The following is a 24653-nucleotide window of genomic DNA, read 5'->3' as shown; positions in this document are numbered from 1 at the left end:
GCCCCGCGATGATCTCGCTGTCGACGTCCTCAACCTATCCCGAGTCGACCGCCCGCGGCTTCGCCTATGCGGCCGAGGTGGGCTACGACGGGGTCGAGATCATGGTCGGCATCGACGCGCTGTCGCAGCAGACCCATGCGGTCAAGCAGCTCGCCGAGCACCACGGCCTGCCGATCGTCGCGATCCACGCGCCGACGCTGCTGTTCACTCAGCAGGTCTGGGGCTTCGAGCCCTGGGGCAAGCTCGAGCGGTCGGCCGAGATGGCCGTCGAGGTCGGGGCGGGGGTGGTCGTCGTACATCCGCCGTTCCGCTGGCAGCGCGAGTACGCGGCCGGTTTCGTGGAGGGGATCGCCACGCTGGAGCGCTCGACCGGGTTGAAGTTCGCGGTGGAGAACATGTACCCGTGGCGTGCGGCCAAGCGCGCCACGCAGATGTATCTGCCCCACTGGGACCCGTCGACCGAGGAGTACGCCAACACCACCATCGATCTCTCCCACGCCGCGATCGCCGGCGACGACGTGATCGAGATGGCGAAGCGGCTCGGGTCGCGGCTGCGGCACATCCACCTCACCGACGGCACCGGCTCGGCCAAGGACGAGCATCTCGTGCCCGGGCGGGGCCGCATGGGTGCCGACCGCTTCCTGCGCCACCTGGCCGAGTCGGGGTTCGACGGCGAGATCGTCCTCGAAATCAGCACCCGACGCGCCCACTCCCGCGCCGAGCGCGTCGCCGCCCTCCGCGAGTCGCTCGAGTTCGCGCGGAAGCACTTCCAGGCCTGACCTGCCCGCCGGTCAAGCTACCCGTCAGTCGTGGGCGGCGAGCCAGGACCAGGTGAGCGAGGTCAGGGCGAGGACGAGGACGGCGGTCGCGACGCCCCACCAGCCGACGACGTACGCATAGCCGAGCAGCCAGCCGAAGAGGCTGGAGCCGCCGTAGTAGAAGAGGTTGTAGAGGGCGCTGGCCTGGGCCTTGCCGACCCGGGCTCGCGCGCCGACCCAACCCGAGGCGACGCCGTGGGCGCCGAAGAAGCCGGTGGTGAGGACGAACAGGCCGGTCAGGACCATCGCGAGGTTGTCGGGGAGGGTCATCGCGACGCCGACGATCGTGATGACGACGCAGGTCAGCATGACCTTTCGCCGCCCGTGGGTGGCGGCCAGGCGGCCCGCGACCGACGAAGAGACGGTGCCGCCGAGATAGGCGAAGAAGATCTGGCTCGAGATCGCCACCGGCAGCCCGAAGGGCTCGCGTTCGAGGCGGAACCCCAGATAGTTGTACGTCGCCACGAACCCGCCCATCAGCAGTGCTGCCTGCCCGTAGAGCACGAGCATGCCCGGGTCACGGAGGTTGGCGAGTACCCCCTCGCGTACGGACGTGGTCGGCCTGCCGGTCGGTCGGATCCAGCCCTGGGCGGGCGGGATCAGGGTGATGGCGATGATTGCCGCGATCGCCGAGAGGACGCCACCGGCGGTGACGCCCAGGCGCCAGCCGCCGAGGTCGGCGAACGGGCCGGTGATGACCCGGCCGAGGAGGCCGCCGACGGTGGTGCCGGAGATGTAGATGGCCGCGGCGAGGCTGACGTGGCGTACGTGGATCTCCTCGGCCAGATAGGCGACCGCGAGGGCGGGTACGCCGCCGAGCGCGAGGCCTTCGAGACTGCGCAGGACGAGGAGCGTGGTGAAGCCGGGCGCGAGCGGGGTGAGCAGGCCGAGGACGAGGGAGATCGAGAGCGCGATCTTCATCGCCGGCGCCCGGCCGATGCGGTCGGCGACCCACGACCAGCCGAGGACGCTGACCGCGAGACCGAGGGTCGCGGTGGAGACGGTGAGCGCGGCCGAGGCCTCGTTGACCTCGAGCGCGTGCGCGACGGTGGGGAGGATGCCCTGGGTGGAGTACATCTGCCCGAAGGTCGCGATCCCGGCGGCGAAGAGGCCGATCAGGATCCGCCGGTAGCCGCTGCTGTCGGCATCGTGCCCGACCCAGGGGCGGGTCAGGGAGGCATCGACGGACATCGTTCTCACGGTAAAGCAGGTGTTGTGGGTGGGTGAAGCCGCGGCGTACGTGAGATATCTCTACTCTGGGGGCGATGTCCGCGCTGACCGATCGACTCTCGACCCGTCTTGTCGGTGTCGACGTGGCGCGGTGCCTGGCGCTGCTGGGGATGATGGCGACGCACGTGCTCGAGCCGGTCGACGCCTCCGGGGAGCTGACCAGGATCCAGGCCGTCGCCGGTGGCCGGTCCGCGGCGCTCTTCGCGGTGCTCGCCGGCGTCAGCCTGGCGCTGATGACCGGACGTCAGGAGCCGGTGCGGGGGCAGGTGCTCGCGTCCCGGTCGCTGGGACTGGTCGCGCGGGCCGTGCTGATCGCCGCGCTCGGGCTGGTGCTCGGGTCGCTCGGCACCAACATCGCGATCATCCTGACCTACTACGGGGTGCTGTTCCTGCTCGCCATCCCGTTCCTCGGGCTGCGGGCACGGTGGCTGTGGCTGCTCGGCGTGCTCTGGATCGTCGTCGGGCCGCTGTTGTCGCAGGTCATCCGGCCGATGCTGCCCCCGCGGCAGTTCTCCAGCCCGGATCCGGGCCAGCTGCTGGAGCCGGTGCAGCTGCTCGCCGAGCTGCTCTTCACCGGCTACTACCCGGCCGTGCCGTGGCTGGCCTACGTGCTGATCGGGATGGCCATCGGCCGCGTCGACCTGCGCAACCGGCTCGTGGTCGACATGATCTGGACCAGCGGCATCATCATCTCCGTCTCGGCCACCTGGCTGTCGGGGAGGCTGACCCGGCTGCCGTCGGTGGCCGAGGTGCTGCTGCGTACCTATCCGGAGCTGGACATCGACGGGGCGCTGACCGCGATGAGCCATGGCCTCTACGGGCAGACGCCGGTCGACGGCGGCTGGCAGTGGCTGCTGGTCGTTGCGCCGCACTCGTCCACGCCGTTCGACCTGGCGCAGACGATCGGCACCTCGATGTTCGTCATCGGCGCCTGCCAGATGATCGCGCTGCGGCTGCCGGACCGGTGGCGGGCCGGGATGGCGGTGCTGTTCGGCGCCGGCACGATGACCCTCACCCTCTACACGCTGCACGTGGTGATGAAGACCGATGCCGTCTGGCCGCCGGAGACGCCCGACACGTACGTCTTCCATGTGCTCGTCGTGATGGCGATCGGCGCGCTCGTCACCGCATGGGGTCGCCCCGGTCCGCTCGAATGGCTCGTCGGCCGCCCCGCGGCCTGGTTGCGCCGGACGGAGCCTCGCCCCGAGCCTCGCCCCGAGCTGCCGTCGTCGGGTTAGCGTGCTTCCATGAGCACGAAGGCACCGCGGCGAGGGCGTAGGCCCGGTTCGCCGGACACGCGGGCGGCGATCCTGGCGGCGGCTCGGCAGCGCTTCGCGCAGCAGGGGTACGCCGCGACCTCCGTCCGCGGGATCGCGACCGCCGCCGGGGTCGACTCCGCGCTGGTGCACCACTACTTCGGCACCAAGGAGGACCTCTTCGTCGCCTCGTTGGAGCTGCGGGTCGACCCACGAGACGTCGTCCCCGTGGTCGCCGCCGGGGGCCGCGACGGCGTGGGGGAGCGGCTCGTACGTCTCCTCCTGAGTATCTGGGACGACGAAGAGGCCCGGCTCCCGCTGATGGCGTTGATGCGCAACGCTTTCGAGCCGGAGGGGAAGGCTCTGGTGCCGGATGCCTTCGGCCGGCTGATCCTGGCTCCGGTCAGCGAGGCGCTCGAGCTCGATGAACCGGAGCGGCGGATCACGCTGGTGGCCTCGCAGCTGGTCGGGCTCGTCGCGCTGCGCTACATCGCCCGGATCGAGCCGCTCGCCTCGGCGCCGGTGGAGACCCTGGTGGCGACGTACGCGCCGGTGGTCCAGGGATATCTGACCGGACCGTTGCCGTAGCCCCTTGCGCGAGGACCGCGCGCGTGCCACATTTCATCATGTGATGAATAACGTGGTGGAGGCATCCGGCCTCCGGGTCGTACGCGGGAAGAACGAGGTGCTCCATGGCCTCGACTTCTCCATCCGAGCAGGTGAGGTCACTGGGCTGCTCGGGCCGTCCGGCTGCGGCAAGACGACGCTGATGCGGGCCCTGGTCGGTGTGCAGGCGAAGGTCACCGGGACCCTCACCGTCCTCGGCAGCCCGGCGGGCTCGGCCTCGCTGCGCCCGCGGATCGGGTACGTCACCCAGGCGGCCAGCGTCTACGACGACCTGACGATCACGGAGAACCTCCGTTTCTTCACCCGGGTGCTCGGTGCGCCGATGTCGTCGGTCACCGAAGCCATCGAGACGGTCGACCTCGTCGATCAGAAGGACCAGGTCGTACGCGATCTCTCCGGTGGCCAGCGCTCGCGGGTCGGGCTCGCTGCCGCGCTGCTCGGATCGCCGGACCTGCTGGTCCTCGACGAGCCGACCGTCGGGCTCGATCCGGTGCTCCGCGAGCAGCTGTGGGGCACCTTCCGGGACCTGGCCGCCGCGGGCGCGGCCGTCATCGTGTCCAGCCACGTGATGGACGAGGCCGAGCGCTGCGACCGGCTGCTGCTGATGCGCGACGGTGCCTTCCTCGCCGACGGCAGCCCCGCGGAGATCAAGCAGAAGGCGAGCGCCGACGACATCGAGCAGGCCTTCCTGACACTGGTGAAGGAGGCAGCGCGATGAGCTTGCGACGAACCCTGGCGGTGACCGGGCGGGTCCTCGCCCAGATCCGGCGCGACCACCGCACCTTGGTGATGCTGGTGGTCCTCCCGACGCTGCTGATGACCCTGCTGTGGTGGATGTACGAGGAGTCGCCCGCGCCGATCTTCGACCGGATCGGGCCGGCCCTGCTGGCGATCTTCCCGTTCATCGTGATGTTCCTGGTCACCTCGGTGACCACGCTGCGCGAACGCTCCTCGGGGACGCTCGAACGGCTGCTGGCGATGCCGCTGGGCAAGGGCGACTTCCTGTTGGGCTACGCGCTGGCGTTCGGGCTGCTCGCCGCGGTTCAGTCCGGTGTGGCCGTCGGGGTCAGTGTGGGTCTGCTCGGGCTGGAGATCACCGGCTCGGTCGCCCTGCTCGTGGTCGTCGCGATCGTCGACGCCGTCCTCGGCACGGCGCTCGGGCTGCTCGTCTCCGCCTTCGCCACCACCGAGTTCCAGGCCGTGCAGTTCATGCCGGCGATCGTGGTCCCGCAGATCCTGCTCTGCGGCCTGCTCGTGCCGCGCGATTCGCTGCCGGCGGTCCTGGAGGCCATCTCCAACGTCCTGCCGCTCTCCTACGCCGTCGACGCGATGACCCACCTGGTCACCTCCGCCGACACCGGCGAGGTCTGGACCGATCTGGCCGTCGTCGCCGGGTTCGTCGTGGCCGGTCTCGCCCTCGGATCGGCGACGCTGCGGCGGCGTACTCCCTGATCACCGAGGGCCGCCGCAGCGGCGGGTCTGTGAGGTGGTGAGCGGAAGTTGACGGAAGGGGTACGGAGAGCGGATCGGGGCGAAACCTTGACGCCGGAGAGTAGAGGTCGCCAGTCCCCGACCCGAAACGGTGTGAGTACGCGTGACCGACACCCACTGTCCTTACTGCAGCTTGCAGTGCGGGATGACCCTTTCACGCAAAGGGCCCCGCCTGGAGGTCAGTGAGCGACCGTTCCCGGTGAACGAGGGTGCCTTGTGTCGCAAGGGGTGGACGGCGACGGGGCTGCGCGGGAGCCGTGAGCGGCTCACCACGCCGATGGTGCGCGACCGGGCGACGGGGGAGTGGAGCGCGGCGACCTGGGACGAGGCCCTCGACCTGGTCGCCTCGAAGCTCTCCGACCTGCGGGAGAACCACGGCGCCGACGCCAACGCCGTCTTCGGCGGCGGCGGGCTGACCAACGAGAAGGCGTACCAGCTCGGGAAGTTCGCCCGGGTCGCCCTCGGCACCTCCCAGATCGACTACAACGGCCGCTGGTGCATGTCCTCGGCGGCATCGGCCGGCAACCAGGCCTTCGGCGTCGACCGCGGCCTGCCGTTCCCGCTGGCCGACATCGAGAAGACCGACGTCTGCGTGCTCGTCGGCTCCAACCTCGCCGAGACGATGCCGCCGGCTGCCCGCCACCTCGACCGGCTGCGTGAGAACGGCGGCAAGGTCGTCGTCATCGACCCGCGGCTGACCCCGACCGGCGAGCGTGCCGACCTCTTCCTCCAGCCGGTTCCCGGCACCGACCTGCCCCTCGCGCTCGGCGTCCTGCACCTGCTCGACGCGGCCGGCGCCGTGGACGAGGACTACATCGCCGAGCGGACCACGGGCTTCGAGGACGTACGCCGCTCCGTGGCCGCCTGGTGGCCCGAGATGGTCGAGCGGGTCAGTGGCGTCGAGGCCGCGCAGTTGCGCGAGCTCGCCGACCTGCTCGCCGGCGCCGGGAAGGTGATGGTCCTGACCGCGCGCGGCGCCGAGCAGCACGCCCAGGGCACCGCCACCGTCCTGGCCTGGGTCAACGTGGCGCTCGCGCTCGGCATGCCCGGGAAGGCGTACTCCGGCTACGGCTGCCTGACCGGTCAGGGCAACGGTCAGGGTGGCCGCGAGCACGGCCAGAAGGCCGACCAGCTTCCCGGCTACCGGATGATCGACGACCCTGCCGCCCGGGCGCATGTCGCCGCTGTCTGGGGCATCGACCCCGAGACCCTTCCCGGCAAGGGCCGCTCCGCCTACGAGCTCCTCGACGCGCTCGGCACTCCCGAGGGCCCCAAGAGCCTCATCGTCTTCGGGTCCAACATCGTCGTCTCCGCCCCCAACGCCACCCACGTCACGTCGCGACTGGCGGACCTCGATCTGCTGGTCGTCGCCGACATGGTGATGAGCGAGACCGCCGCGCTGGCGGACGTGGTGCTGCCGGTGACCCAGTGGGCCGAGGAGACAGGCACCATGACCAACCTCGAGGGCCGGGTCATCCTGCGCAACCAGGCGATCAGCGCCCCCGACGGGGTCAAGAACGACCTGGACATCATCACCGGCCTCGCCACCCGCCTCGGTGCAGCCTCGACCTGGTCGACCGACCCCGAGGAGATCTTCACCGAGCTCCGCGCGGCCTCGAAGGGCGGCAAGGCCGACTACAGCGGCATCACCTACGACCGCATCCGCGACGAGGACGGCGTCTTCTGGCCCTGCCCCGAGAACACCGAGGGCACCCCGCGCCTCTTCGCCGACTCCTTCTTCCACGCCGACGGCCGCGCCCGCTTCATCGACGTCGCCCACCGTGGGCCGGCCGAGCAGCCGTCCGCCGACTACCCGCTCCACCTGACCACCGGCCGGGTGCTCGCGCAGTACCAGTCCGGTGCCCAGACCCGGCGGATCAAGGACCTCCCCGACGAGGGCGCGTTCGTCGAGCTCCACCCGCTGCTGGCCGACCGGGTCGGCGCCCACGACGGCGACCCGGTCGTCGTACGCACCCCGCGCGGCGAGATGAAGGCGCCCGCGCGGATCGTGACCACCATCCGCCCGGACACGGTCTTCGTACCGTTCCACTGGGTCGGCGCCAACAAGCTCACCAACGACGCCCTCGACCCCTCCAGCCGGATGCCGGAGTTCAAGGTCTGCGCCGCGGCGGTGAGCGCATGAGCGAGCCCGTGAGTGAGCCCGTGAGTGAGCCCGTGAGTGAGCCCGTGAGTGAGCCCGTGAGCGAGAAGCGGATCGTCATCATCGGTGGCGGCATGGCCGCGGCGCGGCTCGTCGAGGGACTGGTCGCGCGCGGCCTCGGCCCGCAGACGACCGTCCTCGCGGAGGAGCAGCACGCTCCGTACAACCGGATCCTTCTCTCCGCCGTGCTCGAGGGCACCCACCGTCCCGGGGCGCTCGCGCTGCGCGAGAAGCAGTGGTACGCCGACAGGGGAGTCGACCTCCGCCTGGACAGCCTCGTCGTCGACATCCACCGTGACCGCCACGAGGTCGAGCTCGCCGACCGGACGAGGGTTCCCTACGACGCCGTCGTGCTGGCGACCGGGGCCATCCCGACCCTGCCGCCGATCCGCGGCGTGGTGCGGATGGACGGCTCGCTGGACCCGCGGGTGCAGGCGTTCCGCAGCCTCGACGACTGCGCGCGGCTGCTCGACACTCTGCACGACCACCCGCGAAGCGCGGTGATCGTCGGCGGCGGTCTGCTCGGTCTCCAGGTCGCTCGCGCCCTGGCGGTCCGCGGCATCGCGACCGAGATCGTCGAGGGCCGCGACCATCTGCTCAGCAGCCAGGTCGACGCGTCGGCCGGCAAGGTGCTCAAGCGGTCGATGGCCAAGCTCGGCACCCAGGTCTACCTCGGCGCCCGCGCGACCAGGCTGACGGACGAGGGGCTCAAGCTCGACAACGGTTACACCCTCGAGACCGACCTGGTGGTGCTCACCGCCGGTGGCCGGCCGCGCGCCAACCTCGCCCGCCGCGCCGAGCTCACCGTCAACCGCGGCATCGTCGTCGACGACCAGCTGCGCAGCGTCGACGATCCGGACGTCTATGCGATCGGCGACTGCGCCGAGCACAACGCGACCGTGACCGGCTTCGTCTCGCCGGCGTGGGAGCAGGCCGGGGTCCTCGCCGAGGTCCTGGCCGGTGGCTCCGCGACCTACGAAGGACACCGCGTCGTGGCCCGGCTGCGCGCCACCGACCTCGACGTCTGCGTCCTCGGCGAGCCCGAGAACGAGACGGGCGAGGTCGTCGAGATCGCCAACCCGGTCAAGGGCACCCACCGCAAGCTGGTCGTACGCGACGGCCGCATCGTCGCCGGCGCCCTCGTCGGTGACCTGAGCCGGGTCGGCCTGATCACCCAGGCCTTCGACCGGCAGACGGTGCTCGGCGAGCACGAGGCCGGGCAGCTGCTGCTCCCCGAGCCCTCCAACGGTCCCCGTCCGGAGCTCCCCGACGACGCGGAGGTCTGCGCCTGCGCCGGCGTCAGCGCCGGCCGGATCCGGGCCTGCCGGTCCCTCGAGGACGTACGCGACACGACCCGCGCCACCACCGGATGCGGTGGCTGCGCGCCGACCGTACGTCAGCTCCTGGCCACTAGGCCCAGCGGCACTCAGCTCAATGCAACGAAGCTCAGTCTGGAAGGAACTACGTCATGAGCCCTCACCTCCGCAAGAAGGTCGTCGTCGTCGGCCACGGCATGGTCGGTCACCGCTTCGTGACCGCGGCCATCGAGCGCGGTCTCACCGAGACCCACGACATCGTGGTCTTCGGTGAGGAGCCGCGCCCGGCGTACGACCGGGTCGCTCTCACCAGCTTCTTCGAGGTCGGCGCCGAGGCACTCTCCTTCCTGCCCTCCGGCGTCTACGAGGACCCGCGCGTCACCCTGCGCACCAGCACGAGCGTCGTCGAGATCGACCCCGCCGCCCAGACGGTGATGCTCGCCGACGGCGAGGAGATGGCGTACGACGAGCTGGTCCTCGCCACCGGAGCGGCGCCGTTCGTGCCGCCGGTGCCGGGCTCGGAGCTCGGGAACGTCTTCGTCTACCGCACGATCGAGGACCTCGAGGCGATCCGCGAGGCCGCGAAGACCGCGAAGACCGGGGCCGTGATCGGCGGTGGCCTGCTCGGGCTGGAGGCCGCCAACGCGCTGCACCAGCTCGGCGTCGAGACCCACGTGGTCGAGCTCGCGCCGCGGCTGATGGCCGTGCAGGTCGACGACGCCGGCGGCAACACGCTCAAGCGCCACATCCAGAAGCTCGGCCTCACCGTGCACACCGGGGTGATGACCGAGTCCATCTCGCCAGACTCCGCGGCCGAGATCTCGGTCGTGGACGAGGACGAGAGCGGCGTGCTCGACGGCAAGGTCAGCGCCCTGAAGTTCAAGGACGTCGAGGAGCCGCTGCCGATCGACATGCTCGTCTTCTCGGCCGGCATCCGGCCGCGCGACGCGCTCGCCCGCGCCGCCGGCCTGGACCTGGCCGAGCGCGGTGGCGTTCTGGTCGACGAGCAGTGCCGCTCCTCCGACCCGCACGTGTGGGCGGTCGGCGAGTGCGCCGCGCCCGGCGGCAAGATGTACGGCCTGGTGGCCCCCGGCTACGACATGGCCGAGGTCGTCGCCGACGCCCTGCTCGGCGGTGCCGGCACCTTCACCGGCGCCGACATGTCGACGAAGCTCAAGCTGCTCGGTGTCGACGTCGCGAGCTTCGGTGACGCGCACGGCACCACCGACGAGTGCCTCGAGCTCACCTACTCCGACGCCGTCGCCGGCGTCTACAAGAAGCTCGTGATCAGCGAGGACGGCACCCGCCTGCTCGGCGGCGTGCTGGTCGGCGACGCGAGCGCCTACGGGCTGCTCCGGCCGATGGTCGCCTCGGGCATGGTCCTTCCGGAGAACCCGGAGGAGCTGATCCTCCCCCAGTCCAGTGGCGGTGGGGGAGGAATTCAGCTTCCGCCCGAAGCGCAGATCTGCTCCTGCAACAACGTCACCCGCGGTGACATCGAGGCGGCCGTCGACAACGGCTGCGAGAGCGCGGCGGACGTCACCAAGGAGACCAAGGCTGGCTCGACCTGTGGTTCCTGCAAGGTGCAGGTGAAGAAGATCGTCGAGGACTACTTCACCGCCCAGGGCAAGACGGTCGACACGAGCCTGTGCGAGCACTTCAAGATGACCCGCGCCGAGCTCTTCGACGTGGTCCTGATCCACGGCTACAAGACCTTCGACCAGATCATCGAGGCCCACGGCACCGGCCGCGGCTGTGACCTGTGCAAGCCCGCCGTCGCGAGCATCTTGGCGAGCCAGCTCAACGGGCACGTGCTGGCCAAGGAGAACCGCAAGCTCCAGGACACCAACGACGCCTACCTGGCCAACCTCCAGAAGAACGGCTCCTACTCGGTCGTGCCGCGCATCCCCGGCGGCGAGATCACGCCCGAGGGCCTGATCGTGATCGGTGAGGTGGCCAAGGACTTCGGTCTCTACACCAAGATCACCGGCGGCCAGCGCATCGACATGTTCGGTGCCCGGATGGAGGACCTGCCCGCGATCTGGAAGCGCCTGGTCGATGCCGGGTTCGAGTCCGGCCACGCGTACGGGAAGTCCCTGCGTACCGTGAAGTCATGCGTCGGCTCGACCTGGTGCCGCTACGGCGTCCAGGACTCCGTCGGCCTCGCGATCATGCTCGAGACCCGCTACCGGGGACTGCGCTCGCCGCACAAGCTCAAGGGTGGGGTCTCCGGTTGCGCCCGCGAGTGCGCGGAGGCGCGAGGCAAGGACTTCGGTGTCATCGCCACCGAGAAGGGCTGGAACCTGTACGTCGGTGGCAACGGTGGCGCCATCCCGGCCCACGCCCAGCTGCTTGCCGGTGACCTGAGCACCGAGGAGCTGGTCAGCTACCTCGACCGTTTCCTCATGTACTACGTACGCACCGCCGACCGTCTCCAGCGCACCTCGACCTGGATCGGCTCCCTCGACGGCGGCCTGGACCGGGTCCGCGAGGTCGTGGTCGACGACGTCCTCGGCCTGGGCACCGAGCTCGAGGCCGCGATGGCCACGCACGTCGACGGCTACTTCGACGAGTGGAAGGCGACGATCGAGGACCCGGAGAAGCTGAAGCGGTTCGTCTCCTTCGTCAACGCCCCGGACATCCCGGACCCCAACATCTCCTTCGGGTCCACCCGCGGCCAGATCGTCCCGGAGGTCGGCGAGGAGCCGGCCGCCGTCGGCCCGGTCTCGCTCGGTTCCTCGATCCCTGTCGGAATGCCCACCTTGGAGGAGACGCGATGACCGAGACCCAGACCCAGCCCGTGACGTACATCGCCGTCTGTCGCCTCGACGACATCGACCCGGAGACGGGCATCGCCGCGCTGGTGCGCGGGGAGGCGGTCGCGGTCTTCCGGACCGTCGACGACCGTGTCTTCGCGTTGTCGAACTTCGACCCGTACGGCCACGCCTCGGTGCTCGCCCGGGGGATCGTCGGGACGCGTGGTGAGGTGCCGTTCGTGGCCTCGCCGCTGCTCAAGCAGCCGTTCTCGCTCGAGAACGGCCAGTGCCTCGACGATCCGTCGGTGTCGGTCGCGACCTACGAGGTCGACGTCGTCGACGGCGAGGTACGCATCGGGGCACGCCGGGCGTAGGGCCGCGTTTTCCCCCGCTCCTCGAGCCTGTGAGGCCGTGAGCGAAAGTTAGCCGTGGCGATCAAGCAGCCCACGGATGGCGAAACGCGGCTGCCGCAGGGTGGAAGCATGGCGGTGCAGAATGCGCAGGAGATCTACGATGCGGATGTGGACAGTGGCGCGCTGAGCGGCTTCCGTGTCGGCGTGACCGCGGCGCGGAAGGCCGAGGAGCAGATCAACCTGCTCGAGAGGCGGGGGGCACACGTGGTGTGGGCCCCCGCGCTCTCCGTCGACCCCAACCGGGTCGACGCCGGTGCGCTGCGTGCGGTGACCGAGCAGATCATCGGCCAGAAGATCGACATGTTCCTGGCCACGACCGGCATCGGCACCCGCACCTGGTTCGACGCCGCGGAGGAGTGGGGACTGCTCGACCGGCTCCTGGAGACGCTCGGCGGCGCCGAGATCCTGGCCCGCGGACCGAAGTCGGTCGGGGCGATCCGGCGGCGCGGGCTGCGAGAGCTGTGGGCGCCGGAGTCGGAGGAGTTCGACGACGTCCTGGAGCACCTGCGCGGCCGCGACCTGAGCGGCAAGCGGATCGTGGTGCAGGAGCACGGGCAGTCGCTGTCGATGGTCGCGCACGCGCTGACCCGGCAGGGAGCCGAGGTCATCAACGTGGTCGTCTACCGGGTCGAGTCGGCCGCCGACCCCGAACCGATGTTCCGGCTGGTCGAGACGTTGACCGACGGTGAGCTGGACGCGGTCACCTTCACCTCCGCGCCGGCTGTGGCCGCGTTCATGCAGGCCGCCGGCTCGGTCGGCCTGCGCGACGAGGTCGTGGCGGCGTTCCAGGCCGATGTGGTCGCTGCCTGCGTCGGCCCGGTGACCGCCGCCGCCTTCGAGATGTGGGGCGTACCGACCATGTTCCCCGAGCGCTCCCGCACCGCGGCCATGGTCAAGATGCTCCAGACCGAGCTGCCGCTGCGGCGCGAGGGTCTCCTCATCGAGCTCTCCGGCGGTCACCAGCTGCTGCTCCACGGCGACGCGGTGATCCTCGACGGCGCCGAGGTGAAGCTCTCGCCGGCGCCCGCCGCCGTCCTGGGCGCTCTCGTCGCCAACCCCGGCATCGTCGTCTCCCGGCAGGCCCTGCTCGCCATGCTTCCCTCCGGCACCGCCGGCTCCGAGCACGCGGTCGAGATGGCGGTCGCCCGGCTTCGGTCGGCGCTCGGCACCAAGACCATCCAGACCGTCGTGAAGCGCGGCTACCGGCTGGCGGTGGACTCATGAGGCTCGTCGTCGTCGCCCACGGCACCCGGCAGCTGCTCGGCAACGCGGTCGCCTCGATCATCGCCAAGCGCGCCGGTCGCGTGCTGGGGATGGAGTCGAAGGCTGCGTACGTCGAGCTCTGCGAGCCGCTGCTGACCGACGTCCTGGCCGACGGCCAGCCCTCGGTCGTGGTCCCGCTGCTGCTCTCGACCGGCTATCACATCAAGGTCGACCTGCCGCAGGCCGCCGAAGGGCTGCCCGTGGCGATGGGCCGCGCGCTCGGACCGGACCCGCTGCTCGCCTCCGCGCAGGTCTCCCGGTTGGTCGCCGCCGGGGCAGTCCCCGGCCAGCCCGTCGTCTTGGTCGCCGCCGGCTCCAACGACCCCTCCGCCCGCGCCGACATCGCGGCGGCCGGTCAGATGCTGGAGAAGGCCTGGGGTGGTCCGGTCAGGGTCGCCACCGTCTCCGGCTCCGGGGCCCCGCCCATCGACCAGGTCGTACGCCCCGGCGGCGACGCTGTCTCGCCCTACCTGCTCGCCCCCGGCTTCTTCTCCGACCTCGTCCGCTCGCGCTCCTCGGCCGCAGGTGCGGAGACCGTCGCCGACGTCATCGGCCCCCACCCCGACGTGATCGAGCTGGTCGTACGCCGCGCCGCTGCGCTCCTCGCGGCCGACGGTCGCGAGGAGGCCCAGGTCGGATAACGTCGTTCACCCGCTGGTCGAGCCGCCTTTTGCCCCGCTGGTCGAGCCGCCCTTCGCCCCGCTGGTCGAGCCGCCCTTCGCCCCGCTGGTCGAGCCGCCGGAGCCGCTAGGCGGAGGCGTGTCGAGACCAACACGGTCACATCCGCGCTAGGGGGACTCGCTAGCGCTAGCGGCTCGACCAGCCTTGTGCTCAGGTGGTGTAGTCGGCGTTGATGCGGATGTAGCCGTCGGTGAGGTCGCAGCCGTAGACCGTGAACTCACCGTCGGCGATGCCGAGGTCGACCTCGATGGAGACTTCATCGCCAGACAGATAAGTCGACAAATCCGCCAATAGATTTGCCGAGACCTGAGCGGGGTAGGTCTCGGTGCCGCCGAAGGCGATGCGTACGTTCTCGGGGGAGATGTCGGTCTCCTCGCGGAGCTTGCCGATGGCCATCGCGACGCGGCCCCAGTTGGGGTCGGCGCCGTGGACGGCCGTCTTCACCAGCGGTGAGTTGACGATGGCCTTGCCGACCCGCTTGGCCTGGGCGTCGTCACGGGCGCCGCTGACCGAGACCGTGATCAGCTTGGAGGCGCCCTCCCCGTCGGAGGCGATCTTCTTCACCAGCGCCAGCGCGGCGTCGTAGAGGGCGGCCTCGAACTCACCCAGGTCGACGGCCCCCGCCGTTCCGGAGGCGAAGATCGCGGCGGTGTCGGAGGTCGAGGTGTCGGTGTCGATCGAGACGGCGTTGTAGGTGCGGTCGACGACCCGGCGGAAGGCCGCGTCGAGCTCGGCGGCGGGCACCGCGGCGTCGGTGAAGAAGTAGGTCAGCATCGTGGCCATGTCGGGCTCGAGCATCCCCACGCCCTTCGCGATCCCGGTGACCGTGGCGTCGCCGACGGTCCGGGTCTCGATCTTGGCGATCGTGTCGGTCGTCATGATCGCCGCCGCGGCGGCGTCGAAGTCGGCGTCGCCGGCGGTCCCGACGAGCTTCTCGAGCGCGGGCGTGAGCACGTCCATCGGGTACTGCACGCCGATCACGCCCGTCGAGGCGACCAGCAGCTCCTCGGGTCGGACGCCGACGACCTCGGCCGCCAGGCGGCGTACCTCCAAGGCGCTGGCCTCGCCCTTCGGCCCGGTCGCGACGTTGGCGTTCTTCGAGATGGTGACCACGCCGCGGAACGCGGAGATGTCGGAGGCCCGGGAGAGCAGCACCGAGGCGCCGGCGAATCGGGATCGGGTGAAGACCGCAGCGCTCGTGACCGGGCCCGAGGGGGCGGCGACGACGGCGAAGTCGTCAGCGCCCTCCTTGAGTCCGAGGTTGGCGGTGACTCCGACGAATCCGGCTGGTTGAGGCATGCGGACAGCCTAGGCTCTGCCCGATCTCCGGGTCAGCGCGTCTCGGGTCCTATGTCCGCAACCACGCGAACGCGGCGGCTTCCAGGATCATCCAGGACCGGAGTACGCGGCCCACGAACGTGATCGCGACGAAGAGCATCAGGTTGGCCTTGAGCGTGCCGTAGACCACCGCAAGGATCGCCAGCGGCGGAAGCCCGCTCAGTGCGGCGACCGCGAGCAGGCCGCCGGCGTAGGCGGGCCGGCCCTGCGTACGCCGCTCCCACTTCTCCATCCGCTTCTGCCACTTCTCGCAGGACATCTTCTTGCGGACGAAGGGGAGAGAGGTGGTGCCGTGGCCGGCGTAGTACCAGAGGACCTTGGAGCTGGTCTGGCCGATTCCCGCCACCAGAGCGAGCACCAGGGCGGAGAAGGTCAGGTTCGAGGCGGCCACCGCGAGGTAGGTCTCGAAGTTGATGACGGGGAAGAGTCCTCCGGCGAAGGAGGCGGCGAAGGTCCCGAGAATGAGGTCCATCAGGCGACCTCTGGACCGTTCAGGAATTGAAACAATTCAACGTCTGTGTGTTGGGGGATCACTCGCGAAACCTTAGATGTAATCCGTGTCACGATGCGACATCGGCGTCACATCCACATTACGGACCGCCTGCCGAAATGAGTCGTTTCTCACTTAAACATGGGGGTCACAAGGGTCTCAGGACCGGCTATCGGAACATCGCCTGCAGTTGGATCGATCAATTGTCCAGGCCCGTGATCGATGACCCACTCTGGTGCACGGTACCCCGGTTGGAGCCCTCTTCAACTGGGGTAACGTGCCTGCAATCGGCGAAACTTTTGAAGGGTGTCGGAATGGTTGACGTGGACAAGGTCCTCGATGAGGCGGGGCTGACGAATCCTCATGTGCGGGAGTATGTCTCCTACTGGGCAGGGGTGACCGGAGCCGAGCAGATCGAGGTTGTCAGCGCAGCCGACGACGAGCGGCTCCTCCAGGAGTCCTTGGCAGCGGGCGAGCTCCTCCCGGTGACGGGCGGTCGCTACTACAGCCGTTCCTACAGCAAGGACACCGCGCGCTCCGAGGAGCGCACAGTGGTCGCCACCTCCAACCCGGAGGACAAGGGCGTCTACAACAACTGGAAGCCCGCTGACGAGACCGTCAAGACGCTCACCGAGCGGATGACCGGCGCCTCGGCGGGCAAGACGATGTACGTCATCCCCTACCTGATGGCTCCGGCCGGCTCGCCCCTGGAGGCGTACGCCGCGGGTGTCGAGCTCACCGACAGCCGCCCGGTCGTGCAGCAGATGATCCGGATGGCCCGCGTCGGCATCGACTACATCAACAACCTCGCGGACCCGAACTCCTTCGTCCGTGCGGTGCACGTGACCGGCGACCTGCCCAACCTCGGGCAGGGGACCGACAAGGACCAGCGTCTGTTCGCGACGGTCGCCGACCAGCGTACGATCCTCCACTTCGGCTCCTCCTACGGCGGCAACGCGCTCCTGGGCAAGATCGCCCACGGCCTGCGCCAGGCCTGCTACGACGGTCGCGCCTCCGGCAAGTTCCTGGCCGAGCAGTTCCTGCTGCTGGGCATCAAGGACAAGGAGACCGGCGAGGAGTTCCACGTCGTCGGTGGCTTCCCGTCCGCCTCCGGCAAGACCAACCTCTCGATGACGCTCTCGCCCGACGCCCTCGGTGAGCGTTACGAGGTCACCTTCTACGGCGACGACATCGCCTGGATCTGGGTCGGCGAGGACGGCAAGCTCTACGCCTTCAACCCGGAGAACGGCGTCTTCGGCGTCGCCAAGGACACGAACGAGAAGACCAACCCGGGCGCCATCAAGGCGATCCTGCCGGGCTCGGGCGCGATCTTCACCAACGTCGCCTACAACGAGAAGACCCAGGAGGTCTGGTGGGAGGGGCTCACCAAGCACCACCCGGACGACCTCGACGGCTGGATCGACTGGAAGGGCGAGCGCATCGCCGACCGGATCGACGACGAGCTGGGCGACCCCTGGGCCCACCCCAACTCCCGCTTCACCGCGCCGATCTCGCAGGTGCCCAACGCGGCCCCCGACTACGACAGCCCGGCCGGTGTGCCGGTCGACGCGATCATCTTCGGTGGCCGCACCCGTGACCGCGAGCCGCTGATCCGTGCGATCACCGACGTCGCCGAGGGCGTCTACGACGGCCTCACCCTGGGTGCCGAGGCGACCGCCGCGGCCGACGGCCTCGAGGGCGTGCTGCGCTACGACCCGATGTCGATGCGTCCGTTCCTCGCCTACGAGGAGGGCGACTACGCCCGCCACTGGCTGAAGATCATCGGCGAGGCGACCGACAAGCCGGTCTTCGCCCACGTCAACTGGTTCCAGCGCGACTCCGAGGACGGTCACTTCCTGTGGCCCGGCTACCGCGAGAACGTGCGCGCGCTGCTGTGGCTGCTGCAGTTCAAGAAGGGTGAGGTCAAGGGCCAGCAGAGCCCCGTCGGTGTCATCCCGACCGAGGACGAGCTCGACCTGCGCGGCCTCGAGCTGCCGCAGAAGGACCTCGACCGCATCCTCTCCCTCGACCTGAACCGCTGGAAGCAGGAGATGGGCTTCCGCGAGGAGCACCTCAAGCAGTTCAAGCTGCCGGAGGAGATCTGGGAGGCGCACAAGCGCGTCGCTGCTGCCATCGACGAGGCCGCTCAGGCCTGATCGAGACCACAGCCGGAGGCGGCGTACGGAAGTCTTTCCGTACGCCGCCTCTGTTGTTTACGTCTGCGTTCGTTTCCTACGGGAAGATGAACTTTGTTCGTATCTGGAACAGATGCCCGGCCAGACATTTACGTAGCCGATGTCCCCCACCTAAGGTTCCTGCCCGTGACGATCCCCTTGAGCCAGCCGCTTCGTGCGGCCTCGATCACCGAGGCGTACGCGCGGTTCTGGAAGAAGTACGCGACATTCTCGGGTCGCGCCAGCCGCACCGAGCTGCTCTGGCCGATGCTCGTGAACCTTCTGATGCTCATCGTTCTCGTACTGGCGCGCAACGAGGTGGTGAGCCTCGTGGTCGGCCTCTACGGGCTGGTGGCGTTCGTGCCGACGATCGCGCTCGGCGCGCGCCGGCTGCACGACATCAACCGCTCCGGTTGGTGGCAGCTGGTCCTGGTCGTACCTGTGATCGGTGACATCGTCCTCGCGGTGCTGTGGCTGAAGTTTCCGAGCCCCGAGGGCGTCAAGTACGACCTGGCCGCATGAGGCGTAAAATTCCCCTAGTGGTTCTCGGGGTTGTCCCCGAATGGCAGGCTATTGGCATGAAGTCCCTCGCAGGAGCCGCAGCGAAGCGGCTCGCCTACGAGACCGTTGGGTGGCTGCTCGTGGTCGCCGGCATCGCCGCGATGGTGTTGCCGGGGCCGGGGCTGTTGATGCTCTTCGGTGGGTTGGCTGTGCTCTCCCGGCAGTACGCCTGGGCTCGCCGCTACGTCGAGCCGGTCCGCCTCCGCGCCCTGCGCGGGGCTGCTGAGGGCGTCGAGACGTGGCCGCGGATCGTGGCCTCCACCCTGGGGGCGCTCTCCATCGGTGTCGTCGGCGTCATCTTCCTGATCAACCCGCCTGCGCCCCACTGGTGGCCCCTCGAGGCATCCTTCTGGCTCCTCGGCGGCGACTGGACCGGTGTCACCCTTCTCGGCTCCTGCGTCCTCGCCCTCGTCATCCTGGGCTACTCCTACCGCCGCTTCCACGGGCACCCCGACGCCCGCCACCAGCTCGACGAGTCCATCGAGCACACCGGTGAGATGAACAAGGTCGCCTAGGGCGAGTCATGGTCGCTCTCGATATCGGTCGGCGACCATCTGGGCACGCTGGTGCAAGGCGGTACGCAGCTCCTGTGGCCCCAGCGATTCGGCGTTGGTGCCGAGCTGCCACATCGCCCACTCCGCATGCCATAGATCCTGGAAGGTGACTTCGAGACGAAGCCAGCCGTCGGGGTCGGGCTCTTCCGCGCGGACGGCCTCCGCCATGTCCAGCAGCTGATCGCGGCGTACCGGGTCGACCCGAACCTGGACGGCGATATGGCCCTCGGAGAGGAACTGCGCACAGCGGTCCGCCCACATGTGTTCGAGGTCGACGTCGTCCGGTCGCTGTGCCCGTTGCGGAAGTTCGTACGCCTCGAGGACCCGTGACATCCGGAACGTGCGGTCGATGCCGGACTCGGTGGCCAGCAGGTAGCCCTTCTCGCGCACGGTGACCAGGCCGATCGGGTCGACGACGCACCGGCGGGGCGCCTGGCCGCGGGAAGCGTAGTGGAGGCGCAGCTTGTGCCCGACGAGGACCGCCTGGCGTATCTCGGCCATCGTCTCCTTGGAAACCTCGTCGACGTCCAGGCGACGGGAGAGCAGGTCGGTCTCGGGATCGAAGAGGAACCGCTGCGCCGCATCGCTGGCAGCCGTCTGATGGCTTTCGGGAAGTGCGTCGACCACCTTCCTCATGGCGGATGCGAGCGCCGAGCCGAGTCCGAAGATCCGCTCGCCCCGGCCTGATCCGGCGGTGAGGAGGGCGAGGGCTTCCTCGTGGTTCAGCCCGGTGAGTTCCGTCCGGAACCCGGGCAGCAGCGAGAATCCGCCGTAGCGACCGCGCTCGGCATAGACCGGGACCCCCGCCGCGGATAGCGCCTCGATGTCGCGCAGCACCGTACGCGTCGAGACCTCGAGCTCGCGGGCCAGGACATCCGCGGTCAGTCGTCCGCGCTGCCGAAGGAGGAGCACCAGGGAGACCAGCCGGTCGGCACGCACGTCAGCACTCTACCGAGATACCTGACACTAGATGACGTGATTCGTTGCCAGGCTGGATCCATGACGGGGGAGGTCCCCGCGTGATCCGAATGGAGCTGTTGTGGCAATCGAACGAACGGCCGTCAACCCGGTGACGTGGTCAGTGGAGATGGGCTTCAACCAGGGGGAGGTCGTCACCGGAGGCACCCGGACTCTCTACTGCTCCGGCCAGACGGCGATGAGCGCTGACGGCACGCCCCGGTACGAGGGAAACATGGCCGCCCAGCTCGGGCTGAGTCTCGACAACCTGGAAGCCGTGCTCTCTGCGGCCGGCATGTCCCTCGGCAACCTGGTCCGACTCAACGTCTACACCACCGACGTCGACCTGCTCTTCCAGCACTACGGCCTCCTCGCGTCGCGCTTGGGAGCTGCTCAGGTGGCGCCGGCGACCACCATGCTCGGGGTGACCCGCCTGGCCATCCCAGGGCAGCTCGTCGAGCTCGAGGGGACCGCGGTCGCCTGAGCAGCTGACCTCGCCGGCATCGCTGTGGCGAACGAAAGTTCGTTCGCCACAGCCCGCCCGACAATGCGAACCGCCGGCTCCATCCACGATCGTGCGGGCCATGGATAAAGCCGGCGATTCAGCTGCGAGTGCTCGTCCGACTAGGGCTTGCGGCCGTTCCTGTCGGCGCCGGAGTCATCACCTTGTGGCGCGTTCGGGGTCCAGCCGCGGGCCGCGTTGGGATCCAGGACGTCGCTCGCAGTCTCGGTCCAGTCGTCGCTGTAATCGGCCTGCCAGTCCTGGTCCTGGCCGTTCCTCTTGTCGTCCTTCTTGCCGCCCCGGCCACCGGCACCGCCGGCTCCGCCGCGCCCGGCGCGGCTGCCCGCTCCAGTCGCGCCGCCTCGGGCGCCACGTCCACCAGCGCCGCGGGCACCTGCCCCGGCACCGGCGCCACGTGCGCCAGCCCCGGCTCCGCGTGCACCCGCGCCAGCTCCGGCACCCGCGCGGGCGCCGGCAGCGCCGGCCCTTGCGGATGCCGACCTCGACGTGGCGCTGGCTGTCGCTGACTTGGCAGCCGCTCCCGACGCAAACTTGTTGGCAAGCGCCTTGGCCACACCAGCACCGAGCAGAGCCCCGCCACCACCGATCGCGAGCGCAGCCATGCCACCCGTCCCGCCGGCAAGCGGCGCTAGCCCGTCAGCCGTCTCGACCATCGCGTACGACGTCGACGGTGCCGGGCTGCCGTCAGCGTTGACCCACTGGGTGCCGTTCCACTCAGGCTTGTTCTCTGCCTGGTGCGCTTCGATGTTCGCCTTCTCCTGGGCAATCAGCTCGTGCCCCCAGCCGTCGGGGTAGAGCGTGCCGGAGTTGTACTTCTCCATCCGGGCTCGGGATGCTGCGATGTTGCTGTAGGAGCCGGAGGACGACGGCGTCGTCGGCTTGCTGTTGCTCTCGGTGTTCGGCTCATCCGTGATCTCACGGACCGGGGGCTCGGCGGTGTAGTTGCTCTCGTCGACCTGTTCGATCTGCTGGGCAGCGGCCCGTTCGGCGTCGGCGATCGCCTGCTCCTGGGCCTGCCAAGCAGCACGGTCTGATTGAAGCGTCTTCTGGTTCTGGACGGCTTGTGCCGAATCGACGCCGGTGCCCGACTGGGCGTACTTCGGCGACGACGGATCGGGAGCAGCACCGTGAGTGGCCGGAAGGGACGCCTCGAGTTGGTCGTGGATCGTCCGGGCATTTCGAGTCGTGGTTTGAGCCTCGCCCAAGGCCTTGATGGCGGCATCGAGTTGCTTGACCTTCTCGCGCAGCCTCGTTGCGGAGTCTCGGAATGCGTCGGTTGCGGCAGACGTCGTGAGCGATGTCTCTTCGAACGCTCGCGGGAGGCTGTGCTTCGCATCGTCGAGGGTATCCGCGACCTTCTTCAGAGCGTTGCGCGCATCTGACCACTGCTTGATTCTTGCGTCGACCTCGTCCGGGTTGGCCGTGCGGATGTACTCCTTGAGCACGATCATCATCGTGCCTTTGACACCAGTCATTCCTCAGTCCTCCCGGCCCTGTCCGTACTCAGAGCGAGACGCGATCTCTTCCAGGGCCTCGGGCGACAGGGGGAAGAAGGGAAGGTTGACCTCAGGAAGGTTGAGTCGCTTGTCCGTCACCAAGTTCTCGAAGAAGGGCTTGCGGATCAGGTCCTCGGCGTCATCCATCAACGTGTGGAACGCAACTTTGGCCTCCTCGTCGGCGTCCTTGACTGCACGCACCGCGTCGTCGAGACCATCAACAAACTTGACCAACGCTTGGTTGGTTTCCGAGAGGGTCGAGTTGATTCGTTCCGTGGCCAAGTTCATCAGGGTCTCGAGCTTCTGTGCACTTGCGCTACCCCCAAGATGGCTAGTCCCTGGCTTGTCGACGTGGACCTTGTAGACCTCGTCCTTCGAGGTCATCAGAACCTGCTTGATCCGGTTGACCAAAGTCTCATCGACACCGGTAGATTGCGGACCTGCCATGTCGGCCTCCCGAGGGTTTGTTTGCGGCGGTGCCAAGTGTAAACACGATGGCCGTACGTCGTCACCGTCAATCGTCATCGCATGCGGGCCCACTATCCTGTCCGGCATGACCCCATCTCGGACAGGCCTTGCTGCCCGCCGCTCCGCCTCAATCGTTGGATCAGTTGTCTTCGCTCTCGCGGTCGGTGGATGTGGCAGCTCCGTCGACGATCCAGATGAAACGGCTTCGTCGCCGGCTGCTGGGGGGTCGGCGTCGAGCACCGAATCGCCCGCCGAGTCGCAGGTGGCGGAGGAGAACGGTGCCCAGCTCACGGCACCTGCGGGTTGGACGGTCGAGCAGGAGCAGGCGAGCGTCGCCATCAGCGCACCCAAGGACGATCTTGGCTACTCGCCCGGGTTCGGACTCTTGGATGCGGACATCACGCTCTCGGAGAACACACAGGCGCTAGCGTCGAACGTGATGAAGCAGCCGGGCGCGAAGCGCCTTGCCGATGTCGAGTTCGGTGGTGTCACGTTCTTCCACGTCCGTGAAGGAAACGATACGAACACTTTTGACACCTACGGAGCGGTCATCGACGGCTCCAGAGTGACGGTGACGTGGACGTTCATCAATGACTTTGCCAGCCCGAAGCAGATCGATGAGCTGGTCAACCAGGTGATGCCGTCGTTCAAGTTCGAGGGCTGAGCAAGAGCGCTACTGGATCAGGCGGTAGAGCGTGATCGTCGCGTCGAATGAGTCGGTGTCCTTCGGAGTCGTGAAGAGATAGCTGCCCGCGAGGCCGACTTCGTTGTCGCGCGTCTCGAAAGGCAGTGGCTCCCCAACTGGGTTCGATGCGTCATCGAGGAAGGTCCACGGGTCGAAGAAGTCGTAGGCCAGGACGTGGTCGTTGGCGACGACTGGCGACAGGAGGTGGGTTGCCGCATCGTAATTCTGCCGAACTGGTGCGTCAGCCCCGTCGGCCAACCAGCCGATCTTGTCCTGGCCACGGCCGCTGACGTCCCACACGACACCATCTCCGGCAGGGAAGATGCGGTCGGCGGTGATCCGCCCGCCTGCTGGAAGGGCAGGGCGCTCGTGCTTGGCGAAGCCGACCTTCTTGGCTCCCGTCTCGAGTGCGTAGACGCCCTTGTTCGGGTCGACCTTCTTGGGGTCGATGTCGTCGCGGTCGAACATCACCCAGTCCTTGGAAATGCCGAAGAGATTCGTACGCCACTTGGTCTGCCACATTGTCTTACCCGTGGTCGCGTCGACGGCAGCGAACGGCGACCCATCCTCTGCTGTGGCATCGTCGGGCAGCGTCCGGGCTAGAACGACTCCGTTCGAGACGGATATGGCGAACAGGTTCTTTCGCTCCCATGCGACCTCACCGGTGGTCGCATCGAACGCCTGAGTGATGCGGAACCGGGTGCGCTTGGGCTCGCCATCGATGCTGCCGCCCGTGTACTCCTCCACCGTCTGGATGATCAGCCCGTCATGGGCCCCGACGAACTGCCGATTCACCGTGATGCCTTCGCGGCGGTCGACGGGCTTGTACGCCTTGGCCCACTTTGTCTTCAACGTGGCTGGATCGATGCTGGCAGTCCCCGGAGCGGTCAGAACAGTGAGATCGCCCGGCTTGCCGCTGACGTGGCTGGCGAAGCCGACGATCACGGCATCGCCAGCTGCGTACAGAGCAGGGTCAGAACTGTCTGGCATTGCGCGGTACTTGGCGAGCTGGGGCACGTTGAAGAGGGCGTCGGAGGGCATCTCCCACATCACCTTCCGACTGGGGATGTCGACCGCTGCGAGCCAGTCGCTGTCGGCGTACTGGCTCGCGTCCATACCCTCGGGCAGGTGGTCTGACACCGCCTCCGGGAGTGGATCGGTACGGATGAGAGCGGTGTCCCCGACGATCTCGAACTGCGTGCTCACATCGATCTGGAAGCCGAGGTCGTTCAGCGTCCACAGCGGCTGGTAGTACGGGGGTTCACCGGGCTGAAGCGTGGGCGGCACCGACGACTCAGGGGTGCTCGGGCTCTTGGGAGCCGATGACGTCGAGGGCGAGAGGCCGCACGCCGAGAGAGCCAACGCAGTGGCGATGATCCCGAGACGAATCTTCAT

Annotated in this window: 23 protein-coding genes; 16 read left to right on the top strand and 7 right to left on the bottom strand. The window is 68.7% G+C overall.

Annotated features, from left to right (window positions below):
* Window positions 1-8 precede the first annotated feature (8 nt).
* Window positions 9-779, top strand: coding sequence for a sugar phosphate isomerase/epimerase family protein (locus ABTW65_RS11275; RefSeq protein ID WP_350660168.1), 771 nt, complete (start codon window positions 9-11; stop codon window positions 777-779).
* Window positions 780-803: 24 nt separating this feature from the next.
* Here ABTW65_RS11275 and ABTW65_RS11270 read toward each other — a convergent pair whose 3' ends face one another.
* Window positions 804-2009 carry an MFS transporter gene (locus tag ABTW65_RS11270; protein ID WP_350660167.1) on the bottom strand — a complete coding sequence of 402 codons (1206 nt, stop codon included), beginning with the start codon at window positions 2007-2009 and terminating at the stop codon, window positions 804-806.
* 74 nt (window positions 2010-2083) lie between these two features.
* On the opposite strand from ABTW65_RS11270, the gene ABTW65_RS11265 reads away from it, so the two are divergent.
* From ABTW65_RS11265 to ABTW65_RS11220, 10 genes are all read left to right on the top strand, one after another.
* Entirely contained in the window at window positions 2084-3286 is a 1203-nt protein-coding gene (locus ABTW65_RS11265) for a heparan-alpha-glucosaminide N-acetyltransferase domain-containing protein (RefSeq protein WP_350660166.1), read from the top strand.
* A 9-nt stretch (window positions 3287-3295) separates the two neighbouring features.
* Window positions 3296-3892 carry a TetR/AcrR family transcriptional regulator gene (locus ABTW65_RS11260; protein ID WP_350660164.1) on the top strand — a complete coding sequence of 199 codons (597 nt, stop codon included), beginning with the start codon at window positions 3296-3298 and terminating at the stop codon, window positions 3890-3892.
* Window positions 3893-3935: 43 nt separating this feature from the next.
* Window positions 3936-4649, top strand: a complete 714-nt coding sequence (locus ABTW65_RS11255; RefSeq protein ID WP_350660163.1) for an ABC transporter ATP-binding protein — start codon at window positions 3936-3938, stop codon at window positions 4647-4649.
* Window positions 4646-5383, top strand: coding sequence for an ABC transporter permease (locus ABTW65_RS11250; protein WP_350660162.1), 738 nt, complete (start codon window positions 4646-4648; stop codon window positions 5381-5383). The genes ABTW65_RS11255 and ABTW65_RS11250 overlap by 4 nt, the downstream gene beginning before the upstream one ends.
* Window positions 5384-5525: 142 nt before the next feature.
* The gene (locus ABTW65_RS11245; protein ID WP_350660161.1) at window positions 5526-7565 is read left to right on the top strand and encodes a molybdopterin oxidoreductase family protein; all 2040 of its coding nucleotides are present in this window, start codon (window positions 5526-5528) and stop codon (window positions 7563-7565) included.
* A gap of 44 nt (window positions 7566-7609) precedes the next feature.
* Window positions 7610-9055, top strand: a complete 1446-nt coding sequence (locus tag ABTW65_RS11240) for an FAD-dependent oxidoreductase (protein ID WP_350660160.1) — start codon at window positions 7610-7612, stop codon at window positions 9053-9055.
* Complete coding sequence (gene nirB / locus ABTW65_RS11235; protein ID WP_350660159.1) at window positions 9052-11679, top strand: nitrite reductase large subunit NirB; 2628 nt, start codon at window positions 9052-9054, stop codon at window positions 11677-11679. The genes ABTW65_RS11240 and nirB overlap by 4 nt, the downstream gene beginning before the upstream one ends.
* A complete protein-coding gene (gene nirD / locus ABTW65_RS11230; protein ID WP_350660158.1) occupies window positions 11676-12029 on the top strand; it encodes a nitrite reductase small subunit NirD in 354 nt (117 codons plus the stop codon). Before nirB ends, nirD begins: the two co-directional genes overlap by 4 nt.
* 108 nt (window positions 12030-12137) lie before the next feature.
* A complete protein-coding gene (locus ABTW65_RS11225; RefSeq protein ID WP_350660157.1) occupies window positions 12138-13292 on the top strand; it encodes a uroporphyrinogen-III synthase in 1155 nt (384 codons plus the stop codon).
* Window positions 13289-13972, top strand: coding sequence for a sirohydrochlorin chelatase (locus ABTW65_RS11220; protein WP_350660156.1), 684 nt, complete (start codon window positions 13289-13291; stop codon window positions 13970-13972). Before ABTW65_RS11225 ends, ABTW65_RS11220 begins: the two co-directional genes overlap by 4 nt.
* A 190-nt stretch (window positions 13973-14162) precedes the next feature.
* Here the strand turns inward: ABTW65_RS11220 and argJ are convergent, their stop codons facing one another.
* Together argJ and ABTW65_RS11210 are read right to left on the bottom strand one after the other, a co-directional pair.
* A complete protein-coding gene (gene argJ / locus ABTW65_RS11215; protein WP_350660155.1) occupies window positions 14163-15311 on the bottom strand; it encodes a bifunctional glutamate N-acetyltransferase/amino-acid acetyltransferase ArgJ in 1149 nt (382 codons plus the stop codon).
* A gap of 49 nt (window positions 15312-15360) precedes the next feature.
* The gene (locus tag ABTW65_RS11210; protein WP_350660154.1) at window positions 15361-15822 is read right to left on the bottom strand and encodes a hypothetical protein; all 462 of its coding nucleotides are present in this window, start codon (window positions 15820-15822) and stop codon (window positions 15361-15363) included.
* Window positions 15823-16154: 332 nt separating this feature from the next.
* Here ABTW65_RS11210 and ABTW65_RS11205 point away from each other — a divergent pair, with 332 nt between their 5' ends.
* The 3 genes from ABTW65_RS11205 (at window position 16155) to ABTW65_RS11195 (ending at window position 19090) form a co-directional block, all read left to right on the top strand.
* The gene (locus ABTW65_RS11205; protein WP_350660153.1) at window positions 16155-17996 is read left to right on the top strand and encodes a phosphoenolpyruvate carboxykinase (GTP); all 1842 of its coding nucleotides are present in this window, start codon (window positions 16155-16157) and stop codon (window positions 17994-17996) included.
* A 165-nt stretch (window positions 17997-18161) separates the two neighbouring features.
* A complete protein-coding gene (locus tag ABTW65_RS11200; protein WP_350660151.1) occupies window positions 18162-18536 on the top strand; it encodes a DUF805 domain-containing protein in 375 nt (124 codons plus the stop codon).
* A 56-nt stretch (window positions 18537-18592) separates the two neighbouring features.
* Complete coding sequence (locus ABTW65_RS11195) at window positions 18593-19090, top strand: PGPGW domain-containing protein (protein ID WP_350660150.1); 498 nt, start codon at window positions 18593-18595, stop codon at window positions 19088-19090.
* A 6-nt stretch (window positions 19091-19096) separates the two neighbouring features.
* On the opposite strand, the gene ABTW65_RS11190 is transcribed toward ABTW65_RS11195, so the two are convergent.
* Window positions 19097-20068, bottom strand: coding sequence for a helix-turn-helix transcriptional regulator (locus ABTW65_RS11190; RefSeq protein WP_350660149.1), 972 nt, complete (start codon window positions 20066-20068; stop codon window positions 19097-19099).
* Between the two features lie 106 nt (window positions 20069-20174).
* Between ABTW65_RS11190 and ABTW65_RS11185 the strand changes: the two genes are divergently transcribed.
* Window positions 20175-20570 carry a RidA family protein gene (locus ABTW65_RS11185; protein ID WP_350660440.1) on the top strand — a complete coding sequence of 132 codons (396 nt, stop codon included), beginning with the start codon at window positions 20175-20177 and terminating at the stop codon, window positions 20568-20570.
* A 140-nt stretch (window positions 20571-20710) separates the two neighbouring features.
* Here the strand turns inward: ABTW65_RS11185 and ABTW65_RS11180 are convergent, their stop codons facing one another.
* Together ABTW65_RS11180 and ABTW65_RS11175 are read right to left on the bottom strand one after the other, a co-directional pair.
* Window positions 20711-22084 (bottom strand): hypothetical protein, encoded by a 1374-nt coding sequence (locus ABTW65_RS11180; protein ID WP_350660148.1) that lies wholly within the window; start codon window positions 22082-22084, stop codon window positions 20711-20713.
* Between the two features lie 3 nt (window positions 22085-22087).
* Entirely contained in the window at window positions 22088-22552 is a 465-nt protein-coding gene (locus ABTW65_RS11175) for a hypothetical protein (RefSeq protein ID WP_350660147.1), read from the bottom strand.
* 106 nt (window positions 22553-22658) lie between these two features.
* Here ABTW65_RS11175 and ABTW65_RS11170 point away from each other — a divergent pair, with 106 nt between their 5' ends.
* Window positions 22659-23237, top strand: a complete 579-nt coding sequence (locus ABTW65_RS11170; RefSeq protein ID WP_350660146.1) for a hypothetical protein — start codon at window positions 22659-22661, stop codon at window positions 23235-23237.
* Between the two features lie 9 nt (window positions 23238-23246).
* On the opposite strand, the gene ABTW65_RS11165 is transcribed toward ABTW65_RS11170, so the two are convergent.
* Window positions 23247-24653, bottom strand: coding sequence for a hypothetical protein (locus ABTW65_RS11165; protein WP_350660145.1), 1407 nt, complete (start codon window positions 24651-24653; stop codon window positions 23247-23249).

The sequence above is a fragment of the Nocardioides sp. NPDC127503 genome (assembly GCF_040302165.1).
GTDB lineage: Bacteria > Actinomycetota > Actinomycetes > Propionibacteriales > Nocardioidaceae > Nocardioides.
This window is presented reverse-complemented; position numbering and strand designations above follow the sequence as displayed.

Excerpts from the sequence above, each read along its gene's own strand:
- ABTW65_RS11275 (WP_350660168.1), top strand. The coding sequence starts at position 9 with ATGATCTCGCTGTCGACGTCCTCAACCTATCCCGAGTCGACCGCCCGC.
- ABTW65_RS11270 (WP_350660167.1), bottom strand. The coding sequence starts at position 2,009 with ATGTCCGTCGATGCCTCCCTGACCCGCCCCTGGGTCGGGCACGATGCC.
- ABTW65_RS11265 (WP_350660166.1), top strand. The coding sequence starts at position 2,084 with ATGTCCGCGCTGACCGATCGACTCTCGACCCGTCTTGTCGGTGTCGAC.
- ABTW65_RS11260 (WP_350660164.1), top strand. The coding sequence starts at position 3,296 with ATGAGCACGAAGGCACCGCGGCGAGGGCGTAGGCCCGGTTCGCCGGAC.
- ABTW65_RS11255 (WP_350660163.1), top strand. The coding sequence starts at position 3,936 with ATGAATAACGTGGTGGAGGCATCCGGCCTCCGGGTCGTACGCGGGAAG.
- ABTW65_RS11250 (WP_350660162.1), top strand. The coding sequence starts at position 4,646 with ATGAGCTTGCGACGAACCCTGGCGGTGACCGGGCGGGTCCTCGCCCAG.
- nirB (WP_350660159.1), top strand. The coding sequence starts at position 9,052 with ATGAGCCCTCACCTCCGCAAGAAGGTCGTCGTCGTCGGCCACGGCATG.
- nirD (WP_350660158.1), top strand. The coding sequence starts at position 11,676 with ATGACCGAGACCCAGACCCAGCCCGTGACGTACATCGCCGTCTGTCGC.
- ABTW65_RS11225 (WP_350660157.1), top strand. The coding sequence starts at position 12,138 with ATGGCGGTGCAGAATGCGCAGGAGATCTACGATGCGGATGTGGACAGT.
- ABTW65_RS11220 (WP_350660156.1), top strand. The coding sequence starts at position 13,289 with ATGAGGCTCGTCGTCGTCGCCCACGGCACCCGGCAGCTGCTCGGCAAC.
- argJ (WP_350660155.1), bottom strand. The coding sequence starts at position 15,311 with ATGCCTCAACCAGCCGGATTCGTCGGAGTCACCGCCAACCTCGGACTC.
- ABTW65_RS11210 (WP_350660154.1), bottom strand. The coding sequence starts at position 15,822 with ATGGACCTCATTCTCGGGACCTTCGCCGCCTCCTTCGCCGGAGGACTC.
- ABTW65_RS11205 (WP_350660153.1), top strand. The coding sequence starts at position 16,155 with ATGGTTGACGTGGACAAGGTCCTCGATGAGGCGGGGCTGACGAATCCT.
- ABTW65_RS11195 (WP_350660150.1), top strand. The coding sequence starts at position 18,593 with ATGAAGTCCCTCGCAGGAGCCGCAGCGAAGCGGCTCGCCTACGAGACC.
- ABTW65_RS11180 (WP_350660148.1), bottom strand. The coding sequence starts at position 22,084 with ATGACTGGTGTCAAAGGCACGATGATGATCGTGCTCAAGGAGTACATC.
- ABTW65_RS11175 (WP_350660147.1), bottom strand. The coding sequence starts at position 22,552 with ATGGCAGGTCCGCAATCTACCGGTGTCGATGAGACTTTGGTCAACCGG.
- ABTW65_RS11170 (WP_350660146.1), top strand. The coding sequence starts at position 22,659 with ATGACCCCATCTCGGACAGGCCTTGCTGCCCGCCGCTCCGCCTCAATC.
- ABTW65_RS11165 (WP_350660145.1), bottom strand. The coding sequence starts at position 24,653 with ATGAAGATTCGTCTCGGGATCATCGCCACTGCGTTGGCTCTCTCGGCG.